19 protein-coding genes and 1 pseudogene are annotated in these 23,834 nt (G+C 67.4%); 10 read left to right on the top strand and 10 right to left on the bottom strand.

Going from position 1 to position 23,834, the window contains the following annotated elements:
• Positions 1-299: 299 nt before the first annotated feature.
• Positions 300-503: a cold-shock protein gene (locus tag LGM89_RS34135; RefSeq protein WP_006477070.1), complete on the top strand. Its 204-nt coding sequence runs from the start codon at positions 300-302 to the stop codon at positions 501-503.
• A gap of 99 nt (positions 504-602) precedes the next feature.
• Here the strand turns inward: LGM89_RS34135 and LGM89_RS34130 are convergent, their stop codons facing one another.
• From LGM89_RS34130 to LGM89_RS34120, 3 genes are all read right to left on the bottom strand, one after another.
• Complete coding sequence (locus tag LGM89_RS34130) at positions 603-1,853, bottom strand: Hsp70 family protein (protein WP_089424376.1); 1,251 nt, start codon at positions 1,851-1,853, stop codon at positions 603-605.
• A 188-nt stretch (positions 1,854-2,041) separates the two neighbouring features.
• On the bottom strand, positions 2,042-2,647 hold the full coding sequence (locus tag LGM89_RS34125) for a nitroreductase family protein (RefSeq protein ID WP_089439116.1): 606 nt from the start codon (positions 2,645-2,647) through the stop codon (positions 2,042-2,044).
• Between the two features lie 164 nt (positions 2,648-2,811).
• A complete protein-coding gene (locus LGM89_RS34120) occupies positions 2,812-4,095 on the bottom strand; it encodes an MFS transporter (protein WP_226275378.1) in 1,284 nt (427 codons plus the stop codon).
• Between the two features lie 219 nt (positions 4,096-4,314).
• Here LGM89_RS34120 and LGM89_RS34115 point away from each other — a divergent pair, with 219 nt between their 5' ends.
• Together LGM89_RS34115 and LGM89_RS34110 are read left to right on the top strand one after the other, a co-directional pair.
• Positions 4,315-4,935, top strand: a complete 621-nt coding sequence (locus tag LGM89_RS34115; RefSeq protein WP_069247011.1) for a TetR/AcrR family transcriptional regulator — start codon at positions 4,315-4,317, stop codon at positions 4,933-4,935.
• Between the two features lie 55 nt (positions 4,936-4,990).
• Positions 4,991-5,563, top strand: coding sequence for a DUF1415 domain-containing protein (locus tag LGM89_RS34110; protein WP_226275377.1), 573 nt, complete (start codon positions 4,991-4,993; stop codon positions 5,561-5,563).
• 53 nt (positions 5,564-5,616) lie between these two features.
• On the opposite strand, the gene LGM89_RS34105 is transcribed toward LGM89_RS34110, so the two are convergent.
• The 3 genes from LGM89_RS34105 to LGM89_RS34095 form a co-directional block, all read right to left on the bottom strand.
• On the bottom strand, positions 5,617-6,507 hold the full coding sequence (locus tag LGM89_RS34105) for a class I SAM-dependent methyltransferase (RefSeq protein ID WP_089424408.1): 891 nt from the start codon (positions 6,505-6,507) through the stop codon (positions 5,617-5,619).
• Between the two features lie 89 nt (positions 6,508-6,596).
• Positions 6,597-7,730, bottom strand: coding sequence for a methyltransferase (locus LGM89_RS34100; protein ID WP_226275375.1), 1,134 nt, complete (start codon positions 7,728-7,730; stop codon positions 6,597-6,599).
• Positions 7,731-7,868: 138 nt separating this feature from the next.
• Positions 7,869-8,363, bottom strand: a complete 495-nt coding sequence (locus LGM89_RS34095; RefSeq protein ID WP_226275372.1) for an LEA type 2 family protein — start codon at positions 8,361-8,363, stop codon at positions 7,869-7,871.
• A 642-nt stretch (positions 8,364-9,005) separates the two neighbouring features.
• Here LGM89_RS34095 and LGM89_RS34090 point away from each other — a divergent pair.
• Entirely contained in the window at positions 9,006-11,174 is a 2,169-nt protein-coding gene (locus LGM89_RS34090) for a M1 family metallopeptidase (protein WP_226275370.1), read from the top strand.
• Between the two features lie 123 nt (positions 11,175-11,297).
• Here the strand turns inward: LGM89_RS34090 and LGM89_RS34085 are convergent, their stop codons facing one another.
• Positions 11,298-12,218, bottom strand: coding sequence for a LysR family transcriptional regulator (locus LGM89_RS34085; protein ID WP_174935979.1), 921 nt, complete (start codon positions 12,216-12,218; stop codon positions 11,298-11,300).
• A 160-nt stretch (positions 12,219-12,378) separates the two neighbouring features.
• Here LGM89_RS34085 and LGM89_RS34080 point away from each other — a divergent pair, with 160 nt between their 5' ends.
• Entirely contained in the window at positions 12,379-13,356 is a 978-nt protein-coding gene (locus LGM89_RS34080) for a quinone oxidoreductase family protein (RefSeq protein ID WP_226275368.1), read from the top strand.
• Positions 13,357-13,383: 27 nt separating this feature from the next.
• Positions 13,384-13,530 (top strand): annotated as a pseudogene (locus LGM89_RS34075) (DUF1427 family protein); the annotation flags it as partial.
• Between the two features lie 27 nt (positions 13,531-13,557).
• On the opposite strand, the gene LGM89_RS34070 reads toward LGM89_RS34075, so the two are convergent.
• Together LGM89_RS34070 and LGM89_RS34065 are read right to left on the bottom strand one after the other, a co-directional pair.
• Positions 13,558-14,583, bottom strand: a complete 1,026-nt coding sequence (locus tag LGM89_RS34070; RefSeq protein ID WP_226275366.1) for a transporter — start codon at positions 14,581-14,583, stop codon at positions 13,558-13,560.
• 208 nt (positions 14,584-14,791) lie between these two features.
• The gene (locus tag LGM89_RS34065; protein ID WP_226275364.1) at positions 14,792-15,745 is read right to left on the bottom strand and encodes a phage tail protein; all 954 of its coding nucleotides are present in this window, start codon (positions 15,743-15,745) and stop codon (positions 14,792-14,794) included.
• Positions 15,746-15,866: 121 nt separating this feature from the next.
• Between LGM89_RS34065 and LGM89_RS34060 the strand changes: the two genes are divergently transcribed.
• From LGM89_RS34060 to LGM89_RS34045, 4 genes are all read left to right on the top strand, one after another.
• Positions 15,867-16,712: a M15 family metallopeptidase gene (locus tag LGM89_RS34060; RefSeq protein ID WP_069247001.1), complete on the top strand. Its 846-nt coding sequence runs from the start codon at positions 15,867-15,869 to the stop codon at positions 16,710-16,712.
• 301 nt (positions 16,713-17,013) lie between these two features.
• Entirely contained in the window at positions 17,014-20,958 is a 3,945-nt protein-coding gene (gene tssM, locus LGM89_RS34055; protein WP_226207835.1) for a type VI secretion system membrane subunit TssM, read from the top strand.
• Entirely contained in the window at positions 20,955-21,944 is a 990-nt protein-coding gene (tagF, locus tag LGM89_RS34050; protein WP_069246999.1) for a type VI secretion system-associated protein TagF, read from the top strand. Before tssM ends, tagF begins: the two co-directional genes overlap by 4 nt.
• A 4-nt stretch (positions 21,945-21,948) precedes the next feature.
• Complete coding sequence (locus LGM89_RS34045; protein ID WP_226275362.1) at positions 21,949-22,911, top strand: OmpA family protein; 963 nt, start codon at positions 21,949-21,951, stop codon at positions 22,909-22,911.
• A 138-nt stretch (positions 22,912-23,049) separates the two neighbouring features.
• On the opposite strand, the gene LGM89_RS34040 is transcribed toward LGM89_RS34045, so the two are convergent.
• Positions 23,050-23,802 carry a hypothetical protein gene (locus LGM89_RS34040; RefSeq protein WP_226275360.1) on the bottom strand — a complete coding sequence of 251 codons (753 nt, stop codon included), beginning with the start codon at positions 23,800-23,802 and terminating at the stop codon, positions 23,050-23,052.
• Positions 23,803-23,834: the final 32 nt, after the last annotated feature.

Genomic DNA, 23,834 nt, shown 5'->3' with positions numbered 1-23,834 from the left:
GTAGTTTAACGGTTGCACCTCAAACGTGGCGCCAAAATCGTTCGGCCCCTACAAAAAATTCGCATCGTTTGCAAGCTTTGTAAACCTCATCTCCGCAATAACCCTGAGTCCATGGAAATACGGTTGACCACGCGCTGGATAAGCCGTATAAAGGACTTCGCAGGATTTCAAGTGGCGAGTGAATTGGTTCTTTCGTAGTTCGCCCATCAACGGTACTCCGGTTGGTCCTATTACCCCTTCCTTGATTTTCCGCACCCCATGGGCCTCGGCCCCGTTTTATCTTTTTAGGAACAAGTAACATGGCAACCGGTACCGTCAAGTGGTTCAATGACGCAAAGGGCTTCGGCTTCATCACCCCGGAAGGCGGCGGCGACGATCTGTTCGCGCACTTCTCGGAAATCCGCGTCGAAGGCTTCAAGACGCTGCAAGAAAACCAGAAGGTTGAATTCGAAGTGAAGACGGGCCCGAAGGGTCTGCAAGCTGCGAACATCCGTCCGGTCTAAGCTTGGCGCGATAATTCGTGAAAAAAAGCCCCGCTTCGGCGGGGCTTTTTGTTTTTCGGCGCCGGTCGACCGGCATCGCGGCCTTTCAGCCGCCCGCATTCAGCCGAACAATCGCTGCGCGTGAATGCCGAGGCCCGTCGCGACACTCGCGAGGCGGTCGCCGAATACCGGCTGTGCATCCGGGAATGCGCCCGCGAGCGCGCCCGACAGGAACGCGAGCCCCGTCGAGCCGCCGGTGAAATACAGGGCGCCGACATCGCGCGGCGCCACGCCCGCCAACCGCACCGTCTCGCGCGCGGCGTCGACGATGCGTGCGGTGTCGTCGCGGCTCGCGTCGACGAGCCGGTCGGCATCGAATGCGATCTGCAGATCCTCTTCCACGTCGTTCAGGTCGATCATCGTCTCCCCGCCCGCCGCGACGCCGATCTTCGCTTCTTCCGCACGCGCCATCAGCGCATGCCCGAGCCGCTGCTCGACCACACTCGTGAGCCGGTCGTACTGCTGCACGTCCCGGTACAGGTGCTTCATCAGCTTCAGCTCGCCGAGCCGCTTCGGCGTGTAGACCGTGTTGATCAGGTGCCAGGTGGCGAGATCGAAGTAGATCTTGTTCGGCAGCTCGCGCCCTTCGGGGTCGAGCGAACGGTAGCCGAATGCGGGCAGGATCGCCGCCAGCTCGACACGCCGGTCGTAATCGGTGCCCGCGACGTGCACGCCGTGGTGGGCCAGCACGTCGTCCTTGCGCTCGAGCCGCGCCATCCGTTCGGGCCCGACGCGCACCAGCGAGAAGTCGGACGTGCCGCCGCCGATGTCGGCGACGAGCACGAGGCGCTCCGCCTGCTGGCGCGACTCGTAGTCGAACGCGGCCGCGATCGGTTCGTACTGGAATTGCACGTCCGCAAAGCCGACCGATCGCGCGGCGGCCTCGAGCTGATCCTGGGCGAGGCGGTCGGCGCGCGGATCGTCGTCGACGAAGAACACCGGCCGGCCGAGCACCGCACGGCCGATCGGCGCGCCCGCGCGGGCTTCGGCCTTGCGCTTCAGGTGCGTCAGGAAGCGCGCGATGATTTCGGTGTACGCGATCGCGCTGCCGTCGCCGAGATCGGTCGTCGTTTCCGCGAGCGGCGAGCCGAGGATGCTCTTCATCGAGCGCATCAGCCGGCCGTCGAAACCGTCGATATAGGAAGCCAGCGCCGCACGGCCGTATTCGACCGTCTCTTCGTCGTTGTTGAAGAAGATCGCGGTGGGCAGGGTCAGGTGGTCGCCCTCGACGGGCGCGAGGCGCATGCCGTCGCCGTCGGGCAGCGCCACGGCGGAATTGGACGTGCCGAAATCGATCGCGCAGTAAGTCATGGGAAGTTGCCGCAGCAGGGCCGGCGCGAAAACGGAAAGGACGGGCTTTTTAACATGAAGCCCGCGGGATCACAACCGGGGCCGGCCACCAGTCCCGCGCAACGGGCCCGGGAGGCGGGGGCGCGCAACCTGGCGCGCTGGAGAGCGATGCGGGCGGGATGCGCGACGCAGCCCGTCCGCCACGCAGGTCAGGCTGCCGCGTCGAAACCCTTCTTCCATGCGCCCGCATAGACGACCTCGCCGATCGCATGGCGCGTGCGCGGCGCCTTCTCGCGATCGCGCAGCACCGGATCGAGCTTGTCGACGTTGCCGTAGTGACCGAGCGAGATGATCGCCGGAATCGCGACGTCGGCCGGAATCGCGAATGCATCGCGGAACGCCTTCGCGTCGAAGCCGCTCATCTGGTGGGCGGCCAGGCCCAGTGCGTGCGCCTGCAGCACCAGCGACATCGCGGCGGCACCCGCGTCGTACAGCGCGGTGGGGGCCGGCTCACCCTTCGGCGTGAGCGTGTGCGCGGTCACCGCGATCAGCACGGGCGCCGGCGCATTCCAGCCCTGGTTGAACGGCACCAGCGTCGCGAACGCGCGTTTGAACGCGTCTTCGTCCTGCGTGCGGTCGAATACGATGAAGCGCCACGGCTGCGCGTTGTACGCGGACGGCGCCCAGCGGGCGGCTTCGAGCACCGCGTGCAGATCGCCGGCGCTGACGGCTTCATCCGAATACGCGCGCGGGCTCCAGCGGCCCGCGATCAGATCGTGAATCGAAACAGTGGTGGGAGCAGGTTTGACGGACATGCGGTTCCTCGCTGACATCGATGAAGGGGCGCGAACGCCTCGCGAACCGAAAGCATACCCGCTTGAGCCGATGCGCGCCCGATCCTCCCGCGCTATGCAAATCTCCGGGCGTGCATTGCCCGGCCGACCGCCGCGCGGCCGGCCGGGCCATCGGATTGCCGCGCTCAGGCCGCCTGCGCGGCTGCGCGCGACGGGCCGCGGTTGATCCGCAGCACGATCAGCGCGCCGACGATGCACAGGCCGCCCGAGATCATCGACGCGATCGTGTAGGTGCCGAGGCTGGCGCGCAGCAGCCCAGCGCCGAGCGCCGCGAACGCCGCGCCGAGCTGGTGGCCGGCGACGATCCAGCCGAACACGACGGGCGCCGCGGCCTTGCCGAACACGTCGGTCGCGAGGCGCACGGTCGGCGGCACGGTCGCGATCCAGTCGAGCCCGTAGAACATCGCGAACAGCGGCAGCCCGAAGAAATCGATCCCGAACGCGTGCGGCAGGTAGATCAGCGACAGCCCGCGCAGCCCGTAGTACCAGAACAACAGCATGCGATTGTCGTAGCGGTCGGACAGCCAGCCCGACAGCGTCGTGCCGAACAGGTCGAACACGCCCATTGCCGCAAGCAGCGACGCGCCCTGCACTTCCGTCATCCCGTAGTCGCTGCACATCGCGATCAGGTGCGTGCCGACGTAACCGTTGGTGCTCGCGCCGCAGATGAAGAAGCTGAAGAACAGCAGCCAGAAATCGCGCGAACGGCTCGCCGTCAGCAACGTGCGGAACGCGACCGTGAGCGGGTTCTCCTTCGCCGCCTCGGGCGCGGCCGGCGCATCGGCCGGTTCGCCATACGGGCGCAGCTGGACGTCGGCCGGCCGTTCGGGCAACAGGAATGCAACCAGCGGAATCACGATCGCGGCCGCGACCGCGACGACCAACACGACCGGCCGCCAGCCATGGCGCTGCGCGATCGCCGCGAGCATCGGCAGGAACACGAGCTGGCCGGTGGCCGTGCTCGCGGTCAGGATCCCCATCACGAGGCCGCGCCGCGCATGGAACCAGCGCGTGACGAAGGTCGCGGACAGCGTCAGCGCAACGACGCCCGTCGAGCAGCCGACCATCAGGCCCCAGATCACGACCATCTGCCAGCTCTGCGTCATCATCGACGACAGCGCGACGCCCGCGCTCATCGTCACGAGCGCGGTGAGAATGGTCGGACGCAGCCCGAAGCGCTGCATCGCGGCGGCCGCGAACGGGCCCGTCAGTCCGTACAGCGCGATGTTCACCGAGATCGCCAGCGAAATCGCCGCGCGGCTCCAGCCGAGCTCGCGCTCGAGCGGCACCATCAGCACGCTCGGCGTCGCGCGCGTGCCGGCCGCCGCCAGCAGGATCAGGAATACCACCGCCGCCGCGAGCCATCCGTAGTGGAAGCGCCCGCCGATTCGTGTCACCGCCCAGTTCATCTTCGCGTTCTCCAGTTGGCGGCTCCGGTGCCTCCGCACCCGCGCCGCCCGCCCTGCCAGGCCACCTCCGCCGCACACTGCATCGGCTGACCCGGGCCGACGCTTGGCATTTGTCTGTCGATCCGGCCGGCATTGTTACCGACCAGTCACAAGTGTGTTGCGATCGTAGTGACCAATCGGTAACATGTCAAGCAATCCAATATGCAGTCGAGGGTCATCATGTCGGGCATCGAGATCGCCAAACCGCTGCCGCGCCGCACGCGCCGGCCGATCGACGGCGCCACCGCGCAGGAGCACCTGCTGCGCGCCGCCGAGGAGCTGTTTTACAAGGAAGGCGTTCGGACGGTGGGCGTCGAGGCGGTCGTGGAGCGCGCGGGCGTCAACAAGATGAGCCTGTATCGCCAGTTCTCGTCGAAGGACGAGCTGATCCTCGCGTACCTGGAGCGGATGGATGCGTGCTTCTTCGACCGCTTCAACACGAGCGTCGCGAAGCACCCGGGCCAGCCGAAAGCGCAGCTGATCCAGTATTTCGTCGATCTCGCCGAGCGCGCGACGCAGAAGGATTACCGCGGTTGCCCGTTCGTCAACGTCGCGGCCGAATTCCCGGATGCGTCGCACCCGGCGCGCGAGCGCGTCGCGCAGAACAAGGAACAGCTGATGAAGCGGCTCGTCGCGCTATGCGAAGACGCCGGCGCGCGGCAGCCGCAGGCGCTCGCCGACTCGCTCGCGCTGGTGATCGAAGGCATCTACGCGGCAAGCCAGACCTACCGGCACGGCGAAACGCCGATCGGCGTCGCGCCCGCACTCGTCACGCAGTTGATCGAGGCCGCCTGCGCGTGACGGCGCGCCCGCTACAATGCGGCCCTCGCCGCCCTTCCGCCCGACTGGTTTCACGATGACCGACACCCGCCCCGAATCGCACGACGACATCCTCGCCGCCACGCGGCACTGGCTCGCGCGCGCGGTGATCGGGCTCAATCTGTGCCCGTTCGCGAAAAGCGTCTATGTGAAGGAACAGGTGCGCTACGCGATCAGCGAGGCGACGACGCTGGAAGACGCGCTCGCCGAACTCGAAACGGAACTGCACGCGCTCGACGCGGCGGACCCGCGGCAGGTCGACACGACGCTCGTGATCTTCCCGCATGCGTTCGCCGATTTCATCGACTACAACGATGCGCTGTTCTTTGCCGACCGACTGGTGCGGCAACTGCGGCTCGACGGCGTGCTGCAGATCGCGAGCTTCCATCCGGACTACCGGTTCGAGGGCAGCGAGCCCGACGACATCGAGAACTACACGAACCGCGCGCCGTACCCGATCCTGCACCTGCTGCGCGAGGACAGCATCGCACGCGCGGTCGACGCGTTCCCGGACGCGTCCGCGATCTACGAAAAGAATCAGGAAACGCTGCGGCGCCTTGGCCATGACGGCTGGCGCGAATGGATGCGCCGGCCGGGCGACGACGTCTGACGCGACGTGCAACGGACGGCGTGCAACGTGCGACGCGCCCGCCCACGCGCAGGTCAACCGGCGGCCGGTTCGACGACCTCGCCGCCCGCGGCCGCGGCCTCCGGCACGAAGAAGCGTGCGTTCAGCTCGGCCAGCCCGAACATCCCGAGGATCTCGTTCAACCGCTCGCCGGGCCGCCGGCGCGGCAGGTTCTTGTACTGCGCGATGATCAGCTCGTTCTTCATCGAATGCTCCCAGCCGACCAGCTCGGTCACGCTGACCTGGTAGCCGTGCGCTTCGAGCTGCAGGCAACGCAGCACGTTGGTGATCTGGCTGCCGAATTCGCGCGTATGCAGCGGATGCCGCCACACTTCCGTCAGCGCGTTCGCGAGCGACTTGCCCTTGTTCTTGCGCAGCACGCCCGCGACTTCCGCCTGGCAGCACGGCACCAGCACGATGTGTTGCGCGCGCTTCGCGAGCGCGAAGCGGATCGCGTCGTCGGTCGCCGTGTCGCACGCGTGCAGCGCGGTAACGACGTCGACCGTTTCAGGCAGTTTCGGCGACGTGATCGAATCGGCGACCGACAGGTTCAGGAACGACATGCCGCCGAACCCGAGCCGCGCGGCAAGCTCGGCCGAGCGCGTGACGAGCTCCTCGCGGGTCTCGATCCCGTACACGTGCGACGCGAACGCCGGCGTGCCGTGCCCCGGCTGCTGCTTGAAGAACAGGTCGTACAGGATGAAGCCGAGATACGACTTGCCGGCGCCGTGATCGACGAGCGTCACGCTGCCACGCTCGGCCTGCACGCCGGCGAGCAGCGGCTCGATGAACTGGAACAGGTGATAGACCTGCTTCAGCTTGCGACGGCTGTCCTGGTTCAGCTTCCCGTCGCGGGTGAGGATGTGCAGTTCCTTCAGCAGCTCGACGGACTGCTCCGGGCGGATTTCGTGGGTCTTGTTCGACATCGTGATGCGGCGCCGGGCCACGGTCGGTCGACCACGGCCCGGCGGCGGGAATTCGTGAGGAATGGCGACAGTTTACCGAAAATGCGCGGTCAGGCTCGTGCGCCGAGCCGCCAGAGCGACGTGACCTCGGCCTGGCGTGCCGCGTGCAGCGGATCGTCGGCGTCCATCGCCTTCGGATGCGCGGGACGGATATCGTCGCGACCGAGCACGACGAGGCCGGCTTCGTCGATCCATTGCAGCAGCGTGTCGCGCGGCCGCAGGCCCAGATGCTCGGCGAAATCGGACAGGATCAGCCAGCCTTCGCCGCCCGGCTCGAGGTGCGCGGCGAGCCCCGCGAGGAAACCGCGCAGCATGCGGCTGTCCGGATCGTAGACCGCGTATTCGATCGGCGCGCTCGGCCGGGCCGGCACCCACGGCGGGTTGCAGACCACGAGCGGCGCACGGCCGGCCGGAAACAGATCCGCCTCGACGACTTCGACGCGATCCGCGTGACCCAGCCGCTCGACGTTCTCGCGCGCACAGGCGAGCGCGCGCGGATCCTGGTCGGTCGCGACGACACGCTCGACGCCGCGCGACGCCAGCACGGCCGCCAGCACGCCGGTGCCGGCGCCGATATCGAACGCGAGCGACGTCGCCGGCAGCGGCGCGCGCGCGACGAGTTCGACGTATTCGCCGCGCACCGGCGAGAACACGCCGTAGTGCGGGTGGATCGGCGCACCGCCGAGCGCCGGGATCGGCACCCCTTTCTTGCGCCATTCGTGCGCGCCGACGAGGCCGAGCAGTTCGCGCAGCGACACGACCGACGGCGCGCCGCCGGGCCCGTATGCCTCCTCGCATGCGGCACGCACGTCGGGCGCGCGGCGCAGCGGGATCGTGTAGTCGGCCTCGAGCGGGATCAGCAGCATGCCGAGCGTGCGGGCGCGCTGCGACTGCGCGAGACGATGCAGGTTGAACGCGTCGACGCCAGCCGCGGCTTTCGCCTTCTTCGGCTTGCGCTCGACACGGCGCGCCATCGCCTGCACGAGCTGGCGCGCATTCTGGAAATCGCCCTGCCAGACGAGCGCGGTGCCCTCGCAGGCGAGACGGTAGGCCGCGTCAGCGGTGAGGCGGTCGTCGGCAGGCACCGCGCGCTTCGGCGGTTGCACGCCGGCTTCGGAGCGCCAGCGCACGGCATGATCGGCGCCGTCGGCGTCGGTCCAGTGGAAAACGGGGAAATCGGTCACGCGAACTCGGTTACGGTTGGCTTCAACGGGCGGCGCGACGGTATGGCGGGCGCCGCGCGGCTCACACCATACCGCGCTTTGCCCGCGCGGCAAAGCGCGGGGGCCGGCCCTTGCCGCGCGCCGCCGGTTTCGCCGGGTTCAGCCGCCCCACCCCGGCATCGCCGGCAGGCGCAGCGTCCCGGCATCGTTGAAGTGCACGGTGCCGAGCGCGCCGCCCGCGAGCCGGCCGCGCAACGCATACGGCAGCTCGCCGTTCGCGGCCGCGCCGGGCAGGTTCCACGCCTGCCGCGCGGCGGCGAAGGCCGACACGGAAACCGGCACGTCGAGCACGGCCTCGCCGAAGCGCGGCACGGTGCCCGAGCGATCGCTGACGCCGCTCGCGAACGGCGTGCCGTTCAGGTCGAGCGCGACCGAAATGCCGTCGTAGTCGATCGGCGCGTCGTTCGGGTTCTGCACACGCAGCTTCAGGCTGAAACGCATCTCGAGGCCTTGCCCGACGAGCGGGTCGAGCCCGGCGACCGTCACGCGCACCGGGTCGCGCGTCAGCCCCGCGCAGCCGCCGAGCAGGAGCACGGCGGCGAACAGCAGCAGCACGGCGCGCAGCGGCGCGATACGGAACAGGGTGCGTGGCATGGGAGAACCTCCTCGCGGCAATCGGTGAGCTTGTCGTCGCTGCATTGTACCGAGCACGCCCCGGTACGCCGGGTTTCGTAGTTTTCGCAGCCACGCGAGATCGTTAATAGATTAAAACTACGAAAATAACATCCGGACGGAAAGCGCATTAATGCTTCCCAGCATTCAATGAAGCACGGCGAATTCAATAGATGCAATTTCTAAATTTTTCGTTTCCTTTACCTAAAACCATCAAGTATATTTACGCATCCTTCGAGCAAGCCGACAAACCTTGAAGCCGCATGACGGTGATTTTACGGAACGGCGACACGCCTTCCTGCCATCCTGCGACGAGGCCCGGCCAGCCCCGTAGGTCGTCTGTTCAAAGGGGAAAGCACGCCCGCCCAGGGCGTGCGGCTCCGTGTCGTGCGCGCGAAATCAATTCAGTACAACACGCGCCGGCCATTTTGAACCGGCAAGTTAACCGACATCCGGAAATCCAGAGGGGGCAGTAAACCATGATTACCTTCACGTAGTCGGCCGCCGTCTTTTCGAATAATCCGTCATTGGCATTTTCATCGCTGTTGATTAACGGCGAGGGGATTGTCTTTGCCGGCGTTTTCGCAGCACTGAACGATTCTTTCAACAATCGAGGTTTCAGTCATGTCGATCAACATTCGCAAGATGCGTTATCTGCCGATCGTCGCCGCGCTCGCGCTAGCCGGGTGCGGCGGCGACGACGGCGGCGTGGGCTCGGCGTCCGCGCTCAGCTCCGCCGGCGCGCCGCACTCGGGCTCGTCGCCCACCGTCACCGCGCCGCCGAGCGCATCCAATGTCGACAAGAGCGTCTCGCCTGTCGAGTTGCCGGACACCGTGGTACCCGTGAACTACCGGCTGTGGTTCCGCCCGAACGACGCGCTGAACGCGTTCGACGGCCGTGCCGACGTCGAGATCAAGGTGCTGAAGCCGGTCAACAACATCGTGATCGCCGGCCACCGGATCAAGTTCACGAACGGCCGCATCACGCTGCAGCCGGGCAACATCCAGCTGATCGCGACGCCGCAGGACAAGGGCGACTTCTACCAGCTGCGCCCCGTGAGCGGCACGATCTCGCCGGGCAACTATTCGCTGCACATGGAATGGTCGGGCATCATCAACTTCAAGTCGTATGACGATCCGGTCGCAAAGACCGGCGGCAGCTGCGGCGACGATCCGTATCCGGGCTGCTCGGCCGCGGAAGGCATCTTCCGCGTCGACCTGAAGGGCACCGACGGCAAGACGAGCGGCGCGATCCTCACGCAAGGCGAAACCAACCTGTCGCGCCAGTGGTTCCCCGGCTGGGACGAGCCGGCATTCCGCCCGACCTATGAAGTGACGGCCGAAGTGCCGCAAAGCTGGCGGGTCGTGTCGAATGCGGCCGAGAAGCCGGCGACCAACGTCGGCGGCGGCTACAAGCTCGTGCAGTTCGAGAAGACCCCGCCGATGCCGTCGTACCTGCTGTTCTTCGGCGGCGGCCTGTTCGACACCTACGAGGACGACTTCTCGAGCCCGCTGCCGGGCGGCAAGGGCGGCCTGCACCTGCGCGTGTTCACGCCGCCGGGCATGAGCGACTGGGCGAAGCCGGCGATGGACCGCACCAAGCAGGCGCTCGACTTCTACTACCGCTACACGGGCATCGCGCTGCCGCTGACGAAGTTCGACACGGTGGCCGCGAACGACGCGTTCAAGGAGCAGAAGGACCTGAACTTCGGCGGGATGGAGAACTGGGGATCGATCCTCGAGTTCGCCGACGACATCCTGCCGCAGCCGGGCCAGCCGATGTCGCACTACGGCAACGAGGTGCTGACGCACGAAGTCGCGCACCAGTGGTTCGGCGATCTGGTCACGACCGACTGGTGGGACAACGTGTGGCTCAACGAGTCGTTCGCGACGTTCTTCGAGACGAAGACGACGATCCAGTTCTTCCCCAACGAGTTCAGCTGGCTCGACCAGGTGAAGAACAAGTACCGCGTGATCAATCGTGACATCGGCCCGAACGCGTTCCCGGTCGCACCGAACTTCAACGGCTGGGCGTCGAACGACTTCGTGCTGAGCGCCAGCGCGTTCACGTACGACAAGGGCGGCCACGTGCTGAAGACGCTCGAGAACTATCTCGGCGAACAGACGCTGCGTAAGGGTCTGCAGCAGTACCTGGTCGACTACTCGTTCGGCAACGGTACGCCGAAGCGTCTGTGGGATGCGCTGTCGAAGGAAAGCGGCCAGGCGATCGGCGCGATCGGCGACAGCTACGTCCGCCAGACCGGCGTGCCGCTGATCTCGCTCGACACGCAGTGCGACCTGACGAAGAACCAGACGGTCATCACGCTGAAACAGCAGCCGTTCCCGAACAAGAACGCGTATCCGGGCCTGCAATGGACGGTGCCGATCACGCTCGCGTACGGCCAGGGTCTCGCGAAACGCACGACGCTCGCGCTGAAGGACACGCAGACGCAAACGCGCGTCGACGGCTGCACGGGCGTAGTCGCCGACCCGAGCGGGCTCGACTACTACGTCGTGAACTACAGCGACGCGGCCTGGAGCGGGCTGCTCACGCAGGTCAACGGCTCGACCGATCCGGTCCTGCTCGCGAACCTGAAGAGCGAGGCCGCACTGCTCGTCGCGAACAACCTCGCACCGGCCTCGCGCTCGACGTCGATCGGCTCGGTCGCTTCGCCGGCCGCGATGAAGCTGCGCCAGACGCCGACCTTCGGCGGCCTCGAGCCGGTGACGAAGGAACGCCCGGCACTGCACTACCAGGGCATCTTCAAGCCGCGCAAGGTAGTGACGCAGTAACGGTGCGCATCCGGCCGGCGCCGCGCAGTTTGCGGCTGCCGGCCGGCGTGCCGGCTTCTCCGACCTTTGACGGGCCTCGCTTGCGAGGCCCTTTTTTCTTTCGGCACGGGCGCTCGGCCGCCGTCATGCCCACGCGGCATCCCATGCCGGCTGCGCGAACCACGTCGCGAGAAACGCAACGAGCCGCGACGCGCGCGCGGTGCCTCGCGCCTGCTGGCGCAACACGTGGATCGTCGCCGGCTCGGGCGCGGCCGCGAACTCCGGCAGCACCGCGCGCAAGCGTCCGTCGCGCAGAGCATCGCCCGCGAGCCAGGTCGGCAGGTGCGCGAGGCCGAGCCCGTCGATCGCGGCTTCGAGCAACGCTTCCGAATGATTGCTGCGAAACCGCGGCTGCGCCGGCACGTGGCGGCGCTCGCCGAAGCGCCATGCGCCCGGCGGCGGCGCGCCGTGCCAGGCGAGGCAGTCGTGACCGGCGAGCGCGTCGGGCGACTCGGGCTCGCCGCGCCGCGCGAGATACGCCGCGCTCGCGCACAGCACGCGCCGCTGCGGCGCGAGCACGGTCGCGACGAAGCGCGTGTCCTCGAGCGGGCCGATGCGCACCGCGAGATCGACGTCGGAGCCGAGCCGCGCGCCTTGCAGGTCGACCATGCTGTCGGTCAGCACCAGGTCGACCTGCAGCGCCGGATGACGCTGCATGAAGGCAGCCAGCGCGGCCATCAGGTGCCGGCGGCCGAACGGCGCCGGACAGTCGACGCGCAGCAGCCCGCTCGGCTCGTCGTGCTGGCTGTGCAGGTCTTCCTGCAGGCCGCGCAGCTCGGCCAGCATCCGCGTCGCGCGCCCGTACAGCAACTGCCCGGCCTCGGTCGGCCGCAGCGCATGCGTGGTGCGATGCAGGAGGCGGATGCCGAGCTGCGTCTCGAGCCGGTCGATGCGCCGCGTGACCGACGACGCGGCGACGCCCAGCCGACGCGCGGCCGCCGAGAAGCTCTGCTGGTCGACCACGTCGACGAACAGCGCCAGATGCGGGGAAAGAAAGTCGTCCATTCGGTTCTTCAGAGTTGGCTATGCGTTTGGCGCAAAGCAATCATCCGCCTTTGCACGTTTCCGCGTCAAACCGGGCCGACTAGACTGCATGCATCCTTTTCACCCGCTGCGCGCATCGCCCCATCGGGCCGCGCGCCAGCCATCCGCCACGGAGATCATCATGCGCAGCATCCGCTTCGACGCCCCCGCCGCCGACATCGAGTCGCTCGACGCGCGGGTCAGGGAAATCGACCCGCCCGTCCCGGCCGACGGCCAGATGCTGATCGAGGTGCGCGCGGCCGGCGTGAACCCGAGCGACGTGAAGGCCGCGCTCGGCCGCATGCCGCACGCGGTGTGGCCGCGCACGCCCGGGCGCGACTGGGCCGGCATCGTGCGCAGCGGCCCGGACGGCTGGATCGGCGCGCCGGTGTGGGGCTCGGGTGGCGATCTCGGCGTGCATCGCGACGGCTCGCATGCGGAGTGGCTCGTGCTCGACGCGGCCCTGGTGCGCCGCAAGCCCGCCGTGCTGACGCTCGACGAAGCGGCCGGCGTCGGCGTGCCGTTCGTGACCGCCTATGAGGGCTTGCGCCGCGCCGGCATGCCGACGGCCGGCGACGTCGTGCTCGTGTTCGGTGCGAACGGGAAGGTCGGCCAGGCGGCGATCCAGCTCGCGAGCGCGCACGGCGCGACCGTGATCGGCGTCGAGCGCAGCGCCGGCGGCTATCGCGGCCACGCATCAGGCGACGTGCACATGATCGACGCGTCGAAAGAACCGGTGGCCGACGCGGTGCGCGCGGCAACCGGCGGCCACGGCGCGGACATCGTCTACAACACGGTGGGCAGCCCGTACTTCGAAGCGGCGAACGCGTCGATGGCGATCGGCGCGCGGCAGATCTTCATCTCGACGATCGACCGCAGCGTGCCGTTCGACATCTTCGCGTTCTATCGCGGCCAGCACACGTTCGTGGGCGTCGATTCGCTGCAGCTCGGCGGCGCCACGGTCGCACAGATCCTCGACACGCTCGCGCCCGGCTTCGGCAACGGCACGCTGCGCCCGTTCCCGATCGGCGACGACTACGTATACCCGCTCGAGCACGCACACGACGCGTATCGCGCGGTGCTGGCCGGTGCGCGCGAGCGCGTCATCCTCAAGCCCTGACGCCGGACCACACGGGAGACTGCCATGATGGATTACGTGACTTCGCTCGCGGTGGGCCTCGGCGTCGGCGTGGTGTACGCGCTGCTGCACGTGCGCTCGCCCGCCCCGCCGCTCGTCGCGCTCGTGGGCCTGCTCGGGATGGTGATCGGCGAACGCGCGATCGCGCTGCTGCGCTGACGTGTCGATGCGGCGCCGGTGGTGCTAGCGGTCGTTGCGCCGGCGGAACGCCCACCACGCGGCGAGCGCCGTGAAACCCGCGACGAGCAGCACCATCAGCCAGAAGCCGTGCTTGTTCTCCGAGAACGGCACGCCGCCGACGTTCATCCCGAAGAAGCCGGCGACGATGTTGATCGGCAGCGCGATCACGGTCACGAGCGTCAGCGTGAACAGCGTCCGGTTGTTCTGCTCGTCGAGACGCGAACCGATCTCTTCCTGCAACAGCTTGATCCGCTCGTTGAGCCCCGCCAGATCGGCCAGCACCAGCGAGAACTCTTCGGTGGATTCGCGCAGCTCCTGCACGTCTTCCAGATGCAGCCACGCGGGCGGCTTCGCGAGCAGCCGGAAGATCGACCCGGGCTCGGGCGCGAGCATGCGCTGCAGGCGCGTCAGCGTGCGGCGCATCGCGCCGAGCTCGATGCGGCTCGACGTGAGCCGCTGCGACAGGAAGCGATCCTCGATGCGGTCGACGTCGACGCTCGTGCGCCGCATGATCTGGATCAGCAGGTCGGCCTGGTCGCGCAGCAGGTGCACGAGCAGTTCCGCGGGCGACCTGAACTGCTCGCCGTCGCGCACGCATGCGCGCAGCGTGTCGACCGAGCGCAGCGGCTTGAGCCGCGCGGTGACCATGATGCGCCGCTCGACGTGGACGAACAGCGTCGCGATCTCCGACGGCGTCAGTTCGAGGTTGAACATCACGTCGTTGACGATCGCGCGCAGCGCGCTGTCTTCCTGCTCGATGCGCGTCGAGCGCGAGCCTTCGTGGAGGAATTCGAAGAAGCTGTCGGGCAACCCGAGATGCGTGCGCATCCAGCGCTCGCTCGCGCCGTGCGCGAGATTGAAGTGCAGCCAGACGAAATCGCCCGACGCGGCATCGTGCTCGCGGCACGTGCGCAGCCACCCGGCGGCCGTGTCCGCATCGAGCGTCGCGCCGGAGCCGCCGGGAACGAAGCGGAATCCGCACACCATGCCGGACGTATCGGCGCCGTAAGTCTGTACGATCAGGTCCATCGTGTCGAAGGTCGTGCGGCGCACGGCGCGCCGCGCATAGCGGGTCGCGCACCCGCGCCGGAAAAGGAAAGGAGACGTATGCCCGACGGGCGTGACGCGCCGGTGACAGCGTCACGCCGCATCATACCGCCCGGTTCCGCGGCCCCCAAAAGCAACGCGCCGCCCAACGGGCGGCGCAGGTGCGGCGAGTCGACACGCGCGGGACGCGTTACTGCCGCGTCTCCGACTGCGCGGCGCTCGGGCACGCGGGGTCCTTGCCCCAGTGGCCATCGCAGACGCGCCAGCGGCACAGTTGATCCTCGAAGAAACCGCGCTCCGAACACTCCTTCACGCGCGACGCCAGCGAGCCGGTCGTCGCGGCCGTCTTGGTCGGCACGGCCTGCGCCTTCTGCGCGGCGAGCTTCTTGTCGGCCGGCTTCGTGCGCGCGACGAGCGCCGCGAGCAGGTCCGCATCCGGATCGTCCTTGCCGGCAGCCTTCGCGGTACGGGCCGGCGTCGCGTCGCGATGCTTCTTCGCCTGCGCGAGCTCGGCCTGCTGTTCCTTGTGACGCTTGCGGGCCTCGGCTTTCGTGTCGGCCTTCGTATCGGTCTTGCCGTGCGCGGCGACCTTCGCGCCCTTCGCGGCGTCGGCCTTCGCGGTTTTGGTCGTCGCGGCAGCGGCGGCGGCCGCACCGGCCGTGGCCGCACCCGACGCGTCGTCGGCGCCATTGGCGAGCGCACGCGACAGGCGGCTGTTGTCCGCGGCGGACGCGGACGATGCGGATGCAACGGTTCGGGAAGCCGCGTCGTCGTTGACGATCGTGGCCGGTTGCGCGGCGGATGCGGCGGACGCGGCATTCTGCGCGACCTGCACGGCGGCATCGCTGGCCGCCGCGGCCTTCGCCGGCGCGGCGGCTGTCGGCGCAGCCTCGGCCGTGACGGCGGGGGCCTGCTCGCCCGCATGCTGCATGCGCCATGCGCCCCAGCCACCGACGGCGACCACCAGGGCCACGACGGCGGCGATCGGCGCCTTCAGCGAACGGCGCGGCGGCTCGGCCGGCGGCGTGACACGTCCTTCCAGATTCGCGAGAATGCGCGACTGCTGAGCTCCGTCGCCTGCCGGTTTGGTATCGGACAGCAGGCTGGGCGGAGATTTCGAATTTGAATTTTCCGGCGCACTCATTCAGCGTCTCATTGAATCCTGGTTTAATTCACCGCGATAATATAGCCCGGCCTCTCGAAGCAGCCTGATTCTAAGAGCAAGCATTGCAAAACACAATCAATTCCAATTTCCGGGGATTTCTTTGATTGCCGTCGCACTCGTCGCCTATTTCGCCCTTGCCGTCGCGGTTGCGGCACTGTTGCTTTTACCGGGTATCCGCGCGACCGTATTCGAATCCGTCGCCCAGTTTCACGGCCGTCTAACGCGCCGCGCGAACGATCGTGCCTCGCGTACGCGAAGTCAGATTGTTAAATCGGCAAGCGCTACGCGCGGTGCTTTAAACGACGTGCAAAATTTACTGGTTCGCCGGCGCTTGATGATTATGGTATCGGCAGGTATTCTTGCGACGCCGCCATTGGTCGCCATTGCGTTACGCGGCCGGCAATTGTTCCAGTACGACGACACGGCGCGCGTGCCCGACGAGAAGATCGCCGCGCTGCTGCAGGGCGAACAACTCGTGCCGCCCCCGCCGCTGCCGCCGGAAGTCTTCGCCACCAAGGAAGTCGAACAGGTGCGCCCGGCGCTGAAGGATGCGAGCCGCGACTGGAACCTGCTGGATCCGGATTTCCGTACGCGTTTGCTGCTGGTCTACAAGATCATGCACGAACAATATGGTTATGAAATGGCGTTGCTGGAAGGTTACCGGAGCCCGGAACGGCAGAACCGGCTGGCGCAGATGGGCACCAACGTGACCAACGCGGCCGCCTTCCAGAGTTATCACCAATTCGGGCTGGCGGCCGACAACGCATTCCTGCGCGACGGCAAGCTGGTCATCTCCGAGAAAGATCCGTGGGCGATGCGCGGCTACCAGTTGTATGGCCAGGTCGCCGAACAGGTTGGCCTGACCTGGGGGGGCCGCTGGAAAATGATGGATCTCGGGCACGTGGAATACCATAAACCCGGTTTTAAACTGGGACGCGGCAGCTAGCCAGGGCTGCCGGACAGGAAATAATGAGGGCGGCATGGGGCTTTTTAATATCCCGGCAGGAAACGATATGGGCGGCGCAAAAAATCATGCATTCCGGTGCGCGATTTTTTCCGGCCGCCGCTTCCGTTTTAAATCTCACAGCGTCCTTTCGTTAATGCGCGCGCCTTCTCCGATGCCGCGGGCGCATTGATGCCAGCCCCCTTCATCCCGTTTGACAGCATGGCGACACATCGCGGCGCCACCCTTGCCGCTCGGCGCGCCTGCGTCGCCTCATCGAATCGCACCGGAACCTGAACGTCCTATGCAACGCATCCTCAACGTGCTGACTCATCCGCGTACGCTCTCGATCGTCGGGATCGTCGCGCTAGCGGCCATTCTCTTCATCGTCGCCGACATGCTGCAGCTGCCGCTCCTATGGGCGGCGATCGCCTTCGCGGCGATCCTCGCGCTGTGGCTCGTCGTCGCGCTGTGGCGCCGCTGGCGCGTGAAGCGCGCGAACCAGCAGCTCGGCCAGGTGCTGGAAGAGCAGGCGGAAACCGGCAAGATCGCCGCGCCCGCCGCCGCCGCGCTCGCCTCCGACGCGAAGACGGCCGACCTCGACGTGCTGCGCACGCGCCTGTCGGACGCGGTGAAGACGATCAAGACGTCGAAGATCGGCCAGGTGTCGGGCGGCTCCGCCCTGTACGAACTGCCGTGGTACATCGTGATCGGCAACCCGGCCGCGGGCAAGAGCAGCGCCGTGCTCAATTCCGGCCTGCAGTTCCCGTTCGCGGACAAGAACAGCGCCGTGATCCACGGCATCGGCGGTACGCGTAACTGCGACTGGTTCTTCACGACCGAGGGGATCCTGCTCGATACGGCCGGCCGCTATTCGGTGCATGAAGAAGACCGCAGCGAGTGGCTCGGCTTCCTCGGCCTGCTCAAGCGCTACCGCCCGAAAGCGCCGATCAACGGCATCATCGTCACCGCGAGCATCGCCGAACTCACCGGCAACCGCCCCGAATTCGCGATCAACCTCGCGAAAAACCTCCGCCAGCGCGTTCAGGAGCTGACGGAGAAGCTCGAAGTGTTCGCGCCGGTCTACGTGATGTTCACGAAGGCCGACCTGATCACCGGCTTCACCGAATTCTTCAGCAGCAGCGACAAGCACGAGTACGACCGCGTGTGGGGCGCCACCCTGCCCTACGAACCCGACGACAAGCGTGACGTCGTCGCGCAGTTCGACACGCACTTCGAGGAACTCTACGAAGGGCTGAAGGAGATCAGCGTCGCGCAGCTGTCGCTGTCGCGCGGCAACCAGCTGTCGCCGGGCCAGTTGAGCTTCCCGCTCGAATTCTCGACGATCAAGCCGTCGCTGCGCGCATTCCTCGCGACGCTGTTCGAGAACAACCCGTTCCAGTACAAGCCGATCTTCCGCGGCTTCTACTTCACCAGCGCGCTGCAGGAAGGCGAAACCAACAGCGCGGCCGCGCAGCGCATCGCGCATCGCTTCGGCCTCGACGGCGCCGCGCTGCCGAAGCCGCACAGCGCGTTCTCGAAGAACGGCTTCTTCCTGCGCGACCTGTTCTCGAAGGTGATCTTCGCGGACCGCCAGACGGTGCGGCAGTTCGCGAGCCCGACCAAGACGCGGCTGCGCTACGCGACCTTCTTCGGCTTCGTCGCGGCGCTCGCGCTCGCGCTGGGCGGCTGGACCTGGTCGACGATCGGCAACCAGCAGCTCGTCGCGAACGTGCAGGCCGACCTCGACAACGTCACGCGCCTGCAGCAGGGCCGCAACGACCTGCAGTCGCGCCTGCAGGCGATGGACATCCTCGAGGACCGGATCGAGCAGCTCGAGCAGTTCCGCCGCGACAAACCGATTTCGGTGTCGCTCGGCCTGTACCAGGGCGACCGTCTCGAGCAGCACCTGCTGACCGAGTACTACAACGGCGTGCGGCAGATCCTGCTGGCGCCGGTGTCGCAAAACCTCGCGTCGTTCATGAAGGACGTGAACGCGCACCCCGAACAGCTCGTGCCGATGACGCGCCCGCCCGAATCGGGCGCCGTGCAGGGCGGCACGATGCCGGTCTCGACGAACGCGGCGGGCGCCGCGCCGCAGGCCGGTGCCGCACTGGCCGCGTCTGGCGCCGCGCCGGCCGCAGCGCAGCAGCCGGCCGCACCGCAGGGCGGCCTCTACAGCGATGCGTCGCCGACCAACGTGCAGGACGCATACAACGCGCTCAAGACGTACCTGATGCTGTCCGACAAGCGTCACGTCGAGCAGGCGCACCTGACCGACCAGCTCGCCCGCTTCTGGCGCGGCTGGCTCGAGACGAATCGCGGCAACATGCCGCGTGACGAGATGATCAAGAGCGCGGAACGCATGATCTCGTTCTACCTGGCCCGCGTGAACGACGACAACTGGCCGATGATCGACGCGAACCTCGCGCTCGTCGACCAGACCCGCGAGAACCTGCGCCACGTCGTGCGCGGGATGCCGGCCCGCCAGCGCGTCTATGAGGAAATCAAGGCACGCGCGTCGACCCGCTTCGCGCCGATGACCATCGCGCGCATCGTCGGCGACGGCAACCAGGGGCTCGTGGCCGGCAGCTACGCGATTCCGGGCACGTTCACGCGCGAAGCGTGGTTCGACTACGTGCAGCCGGCGATCCGCGACGCGGCGACCAAGGAACTGCAGGCGAAGGACTGGGTGCTGAACACGTCGACGCAGGACGACCTGACGCTCGAGGGCAGCCCCGAGCAGATCCAGAAGACGCTGGTCGGCATGTACAAGACCGAGTACGCGCAGCACTGGCAGAAGTTCATGCAGGGCATCGCGGTGCAGGGCTTCAGCAGCTTCGGCCAGGCCGTCGACGGGATGAACCGCCTCGGCGACCCGCAGGATTCGCCGATCCGCAAGATCCTCGAGACCGCGTACGACCAGACCTCGTGGGACAACCCGTCGCTCGCGAACGTGACGATCAAGAAGGCACAGACGGGCGTCGTGAACTGGGTCAAGCAACTGTTCTCGCGCTCGCCGGCCGGCCAGGTGGCGGCCGCCAACATCGACATCAACGGCAATCCGGCCGAGGTGCCGATGGGTCCGATCGGCCAGGAGTTCATCGGGCTCGCGCGGATCGTCGCGTTGCATGACGGCACGTCGATGCTCAAGGGCTACATGGAATCGCTGTCGAAGGTCCGCACGCGCTTCAACGTGATCAAGAACCAGGGCGACCCGGGCCCGGGCGCACGCCAGCTGATGCAGCAGACGCTCGACGGCAACGGTTCGGAACTCGCCGATTCGCTGAAGCTCGTCGACGAGCAGATGCTGACGGGCCTCACCGATTCGCAACGCAAGTCGCTGCGTCCGCTGCTGGTGCGGCCGCTGATGCAGGCGTTCGCGGTCGTGATCCAGCCGGCCAGCGCCGAAGTCAACAAGGTGTGGAACGCGCAGGTCTACCAGCCGTTCCAGAACTCGCTCGCGACGAAGTACCCGTTCGCGGCGAGCGCGAAGGTCGAGGCCGGCGCCGGTGAAATCGCGCAGGTGTTCGGTCCGGACGGCTCGATCGCGAAGTTCGTCGGCACGACGCTCGGGCCGCTCGCGGTGCGCCGCGGCGACACCCTCGCCGCCCGCACGTGGGGCGACATGGGCATCGGCCTCACGCCGGACTTCACGAACGGCTTCGCACGCTGGGTCGCGCCGCTCGCCGGCGGTGCGGCAGGCAGCGCCGCCGCGTCGTCCGAGCCGCAGACCGTGTTCCAGATCCTGCCGCAGCCGAGCACGGGCACGACGGAATACACGATCGCGATCGACGGCCAGCAGCTGCGCTACCGCAACACGCCGCCGCAGTGGACCAACTTCGTGTGGCCGAACCCGCAGGGCTCGCCGGGCGCGACGCTGTCCGCGACGACCTTCGACGGCCGCACGGTGCAGCTCGTCAACGAGCCGGGCCGCTACGGTCTCGAGAAGCTGATCAACTCGGCGCAGCGCAAACGCCGTCCGGACGGCACCTTCGACCTGACGTGGGCGCAAGGCAGCGTGAACGTGTCGGTGACGATGCGCATCATCAGCACGTCGCAACCGTCCGGCGGCGGCGGTGACCAGCCGCAGCAGCAGAGCCTGCGTGGCCTGCAGCTGCCGTCGTCGGTCGCCGACGCGAGCGCGGGCGCCGCGCAGAACGCAACCCAGACCGCCGGCACGGGCACGCCGGCCGCAGCGCCGGCCGTCGCGGCCGCCAACGCAACGCATGCCCAGGGGGCGCAATGACGCAAACCGTACAGGCGCAGATCGCCTACTTCGGCAAGATTCCGTCGCGCGGCGACTTCGTGAAGAGCCCGCACAACCCGCAGTTGCTGCAGACGCTCGATCGCTGGATCGCGCAGGCGCTCGAGCTGCTTGCGGAAGATCCGCGCTGGAAGCTCGTCTACGAGGATGCGAAGCCGATGCATTTCGCGTTCCTCGGCTCGCGCAGCAAGCTCGCGATCGCGGGCCACATGGTCGCGAGCCACGACGTGTCGATGCGCCGCTTCCCGTTCCTCGGCGCGACCGCGCTCGAGGTCGACCGGCCGCTCGCGTTCCTCGCGCGCAGCCCGCTCGCGTTCGCGCGGCTGTGGTCGCGCGTCGCCACGCAGATCCCGCCGCTGCTCGGCAAGGACGAGCCGCCCGGCGCGCTGCAGGCGCTCGGCGACACGCAGGTGCCGATCGACATCGGCGGCCCCGGCACGTCGCATGACGGCACCTTCAACGATTTCGTCGAGCACCAGACGCTGCACGGCCTCCAGGAGATGCTGCTCGAAAGCGGTCATCCGGTGCGGCTGCGCGGCGCGATGCTCGCGCTCGGCTCGCTGCTGCGGCCGGTGATGCAGAGCGGCTCGTCGCACATCGAGCGCGGCCTCACGCTGCCGCTGCCGGTCGATCCGTTCTACCGCAGCCTCGTCGCCGCGTTCTGGCTCGAACTGATCGCGCCGTTCGTCGCGCAGGCCGACTTCGAGCTCGCGATCTTCATCGGCACGATCGCCGAGCGCGAACGGCTCATCATCGGCTTCAACGGCGCGTCGGCGAAGACGCTGCTGAGCGTCGTCGACCCGCAGACCTACGCCGCCCACAACATCGACATCGACGATCCCGAGTGGATCGACGCCCATGCGCAAAACGATCACCAGATCAGCAAGCTCGTCAGCTACCTCGACCAACCGCAACTCTCGCTGCGTGTCGCCATCGACGCGTTCCGCGAAGCGTTCATCGGAGGCTGACGGGATGCATCGCACGATTCAAGCCCGGCGCGCGCGCTTTTCGGCCGCGCTCTCGCCCGCCGTCGCCGCCCTCCTCGCCGCCGGGCTCTTCGCCAGCGGCGCGGCCTTCGCGCAGAACACCGGCGCGACCGTCACACCGGTCGGCAACGGCACGGTCGCGACCACCGCGCTGTCCGCGAACCCCGGCGCCGCGCCGGGGACGGCGTCCGGCGCCGTCGTGCACGGCACGGCCGGCACCGCGAACACTGTCACGCCGCCGCCCGCGACCGCGACGCCCGGCCAGGTGGTCGTCGGCGGCAAGGTGCCCGACGAGGCGACCAAGGCCGCCGTGCTGCAGAAGCTGCGCGATACCTACGGCGCGACGAACGTCGTCGACCAGATCGAGGTGGGCGATGTCGCAACGCCGCCGAACTGGAGCGCGAACGTGCAGAAGCTGCTCGGCACGCAGCTCAAGCAGATCAGCAAGGGGCAGTTGAAGATCAACGGCACGCAGATCGAGATGAAGGGCGAGGTGCACAACGAGGCGCAACGCCAGCAGCTCGCGAGCGACATGGCGAACACGCTGAACCCGACGTATACGATCAAGAACGGGCTGCGCGTGTCGGCGTCCGAACAGGGCGTGCTCGACCAGACGCTCGCGAACCGGACGATCGAGTTCGAGACGGGCAGCGCGACGCTCACGCCGCAGGGCAAGCTGATCCTCGACCAGATGGCCGCCGCACTCGCGAAGATGCAGAACCGCACGGTCGACATCATCGGCCACACCGACAACTCGGGGAACCGCACGTCGAACATCGCGCTGAGCCAGGCGCGCGCGGATTCGGTGAAGGGCTACCTGATCACGAAGAGCATTCCGCCGCAGCAGATGACGACGACGGGCGTCGGGCCGGATCAGCCGATCGCGCCGAACGATACGGCGGATGGACGGGCAAGGAATCGGCGGATCGAGTTCCGGGTGGGGCAGTAGGCGGCGCGTTTTGCCGCCTCGCGGGGCGGTGTTCGCATCGCGTCGTTGGATGCGGGTCGCGCGGGGCTGTCGGCGGGCAGGCCCTCTAAGCGCTCGCTGGCTGCTGTCGAATCGTGACCGGCCGCCAGCCTCGCTGTTTCAATCGTCCATCAATGTGACCGGCTTCCCGTGAACGCGCTCCAGCCGAAGGGGTGTGACAATCATCAACAGGATGCCCTTGACGGCAAGGCCCGCGAAAAACAGCGAGCACGGGGTCAGCAACACCGTCGAGAACAACAACAAATCCGCTGACGCCGGCAAAGGTGCCCGCATCCTCACAGCCAGGAACACGGCCGGCGCGGCGAACAGGACGAGCCCCTGAGCGATCCGGGCAATCGGGCCACGATGGTTCGACAACGTGCTCAACTGCTGCATTGCCGACAGGCTGTACTGAATCTCGCTGCCGGCATCTCTGAAGGCCTGCACGATGAATTCGGGCTTCCCGAGAACGGCGGATACCTGGCGGGCCGTCATGACCACCCAGAGAAGGGTCCCCGTCACGGCCACAGCAATGCACATGGCGCGAAGCGCCGATGGCATCGGCACGGATGAAACATAAAACATCCATGAGATACCCGCGGTCCACACGTAGATCGACGCGCTCACGAGAACCGCAGCCACGCCGTATAGCCACAGGCGCCCGCGCCCGTCGTCGACTCGCCATGCGGCGGCCTGGCCGATGCTGGTGGCCAGCGCCACGCCACCGGCGATCTTCCACGGCAGCGAATCGTCGAGAAACAGCGGCGATCCGATCATAACCGCACATCCGATCAGGAATGCGCCGGCGAGCAGATTCGCTTTGAAGATTGCGAGATATCGATCGTGGATGGTGCAGGGTTCCGTCGTTTCCATTGGCGGTATTGAGTCAAATGCCGTCACGTATT

Origin of the sequence: Burkholderia sp. AU31624 (assembly GCF_020420065.1) — a bacterium.
In the GTDB taxonomy this organism is placed as follows: Bacteria; Pseudomonadota; Gammaproteobacteria; order Burkholderiales; family Burkholderiaceae; genus Burkholderia.
This window is presented reverse-complemented; position numbering and strand designations above follow the sequence as displayed.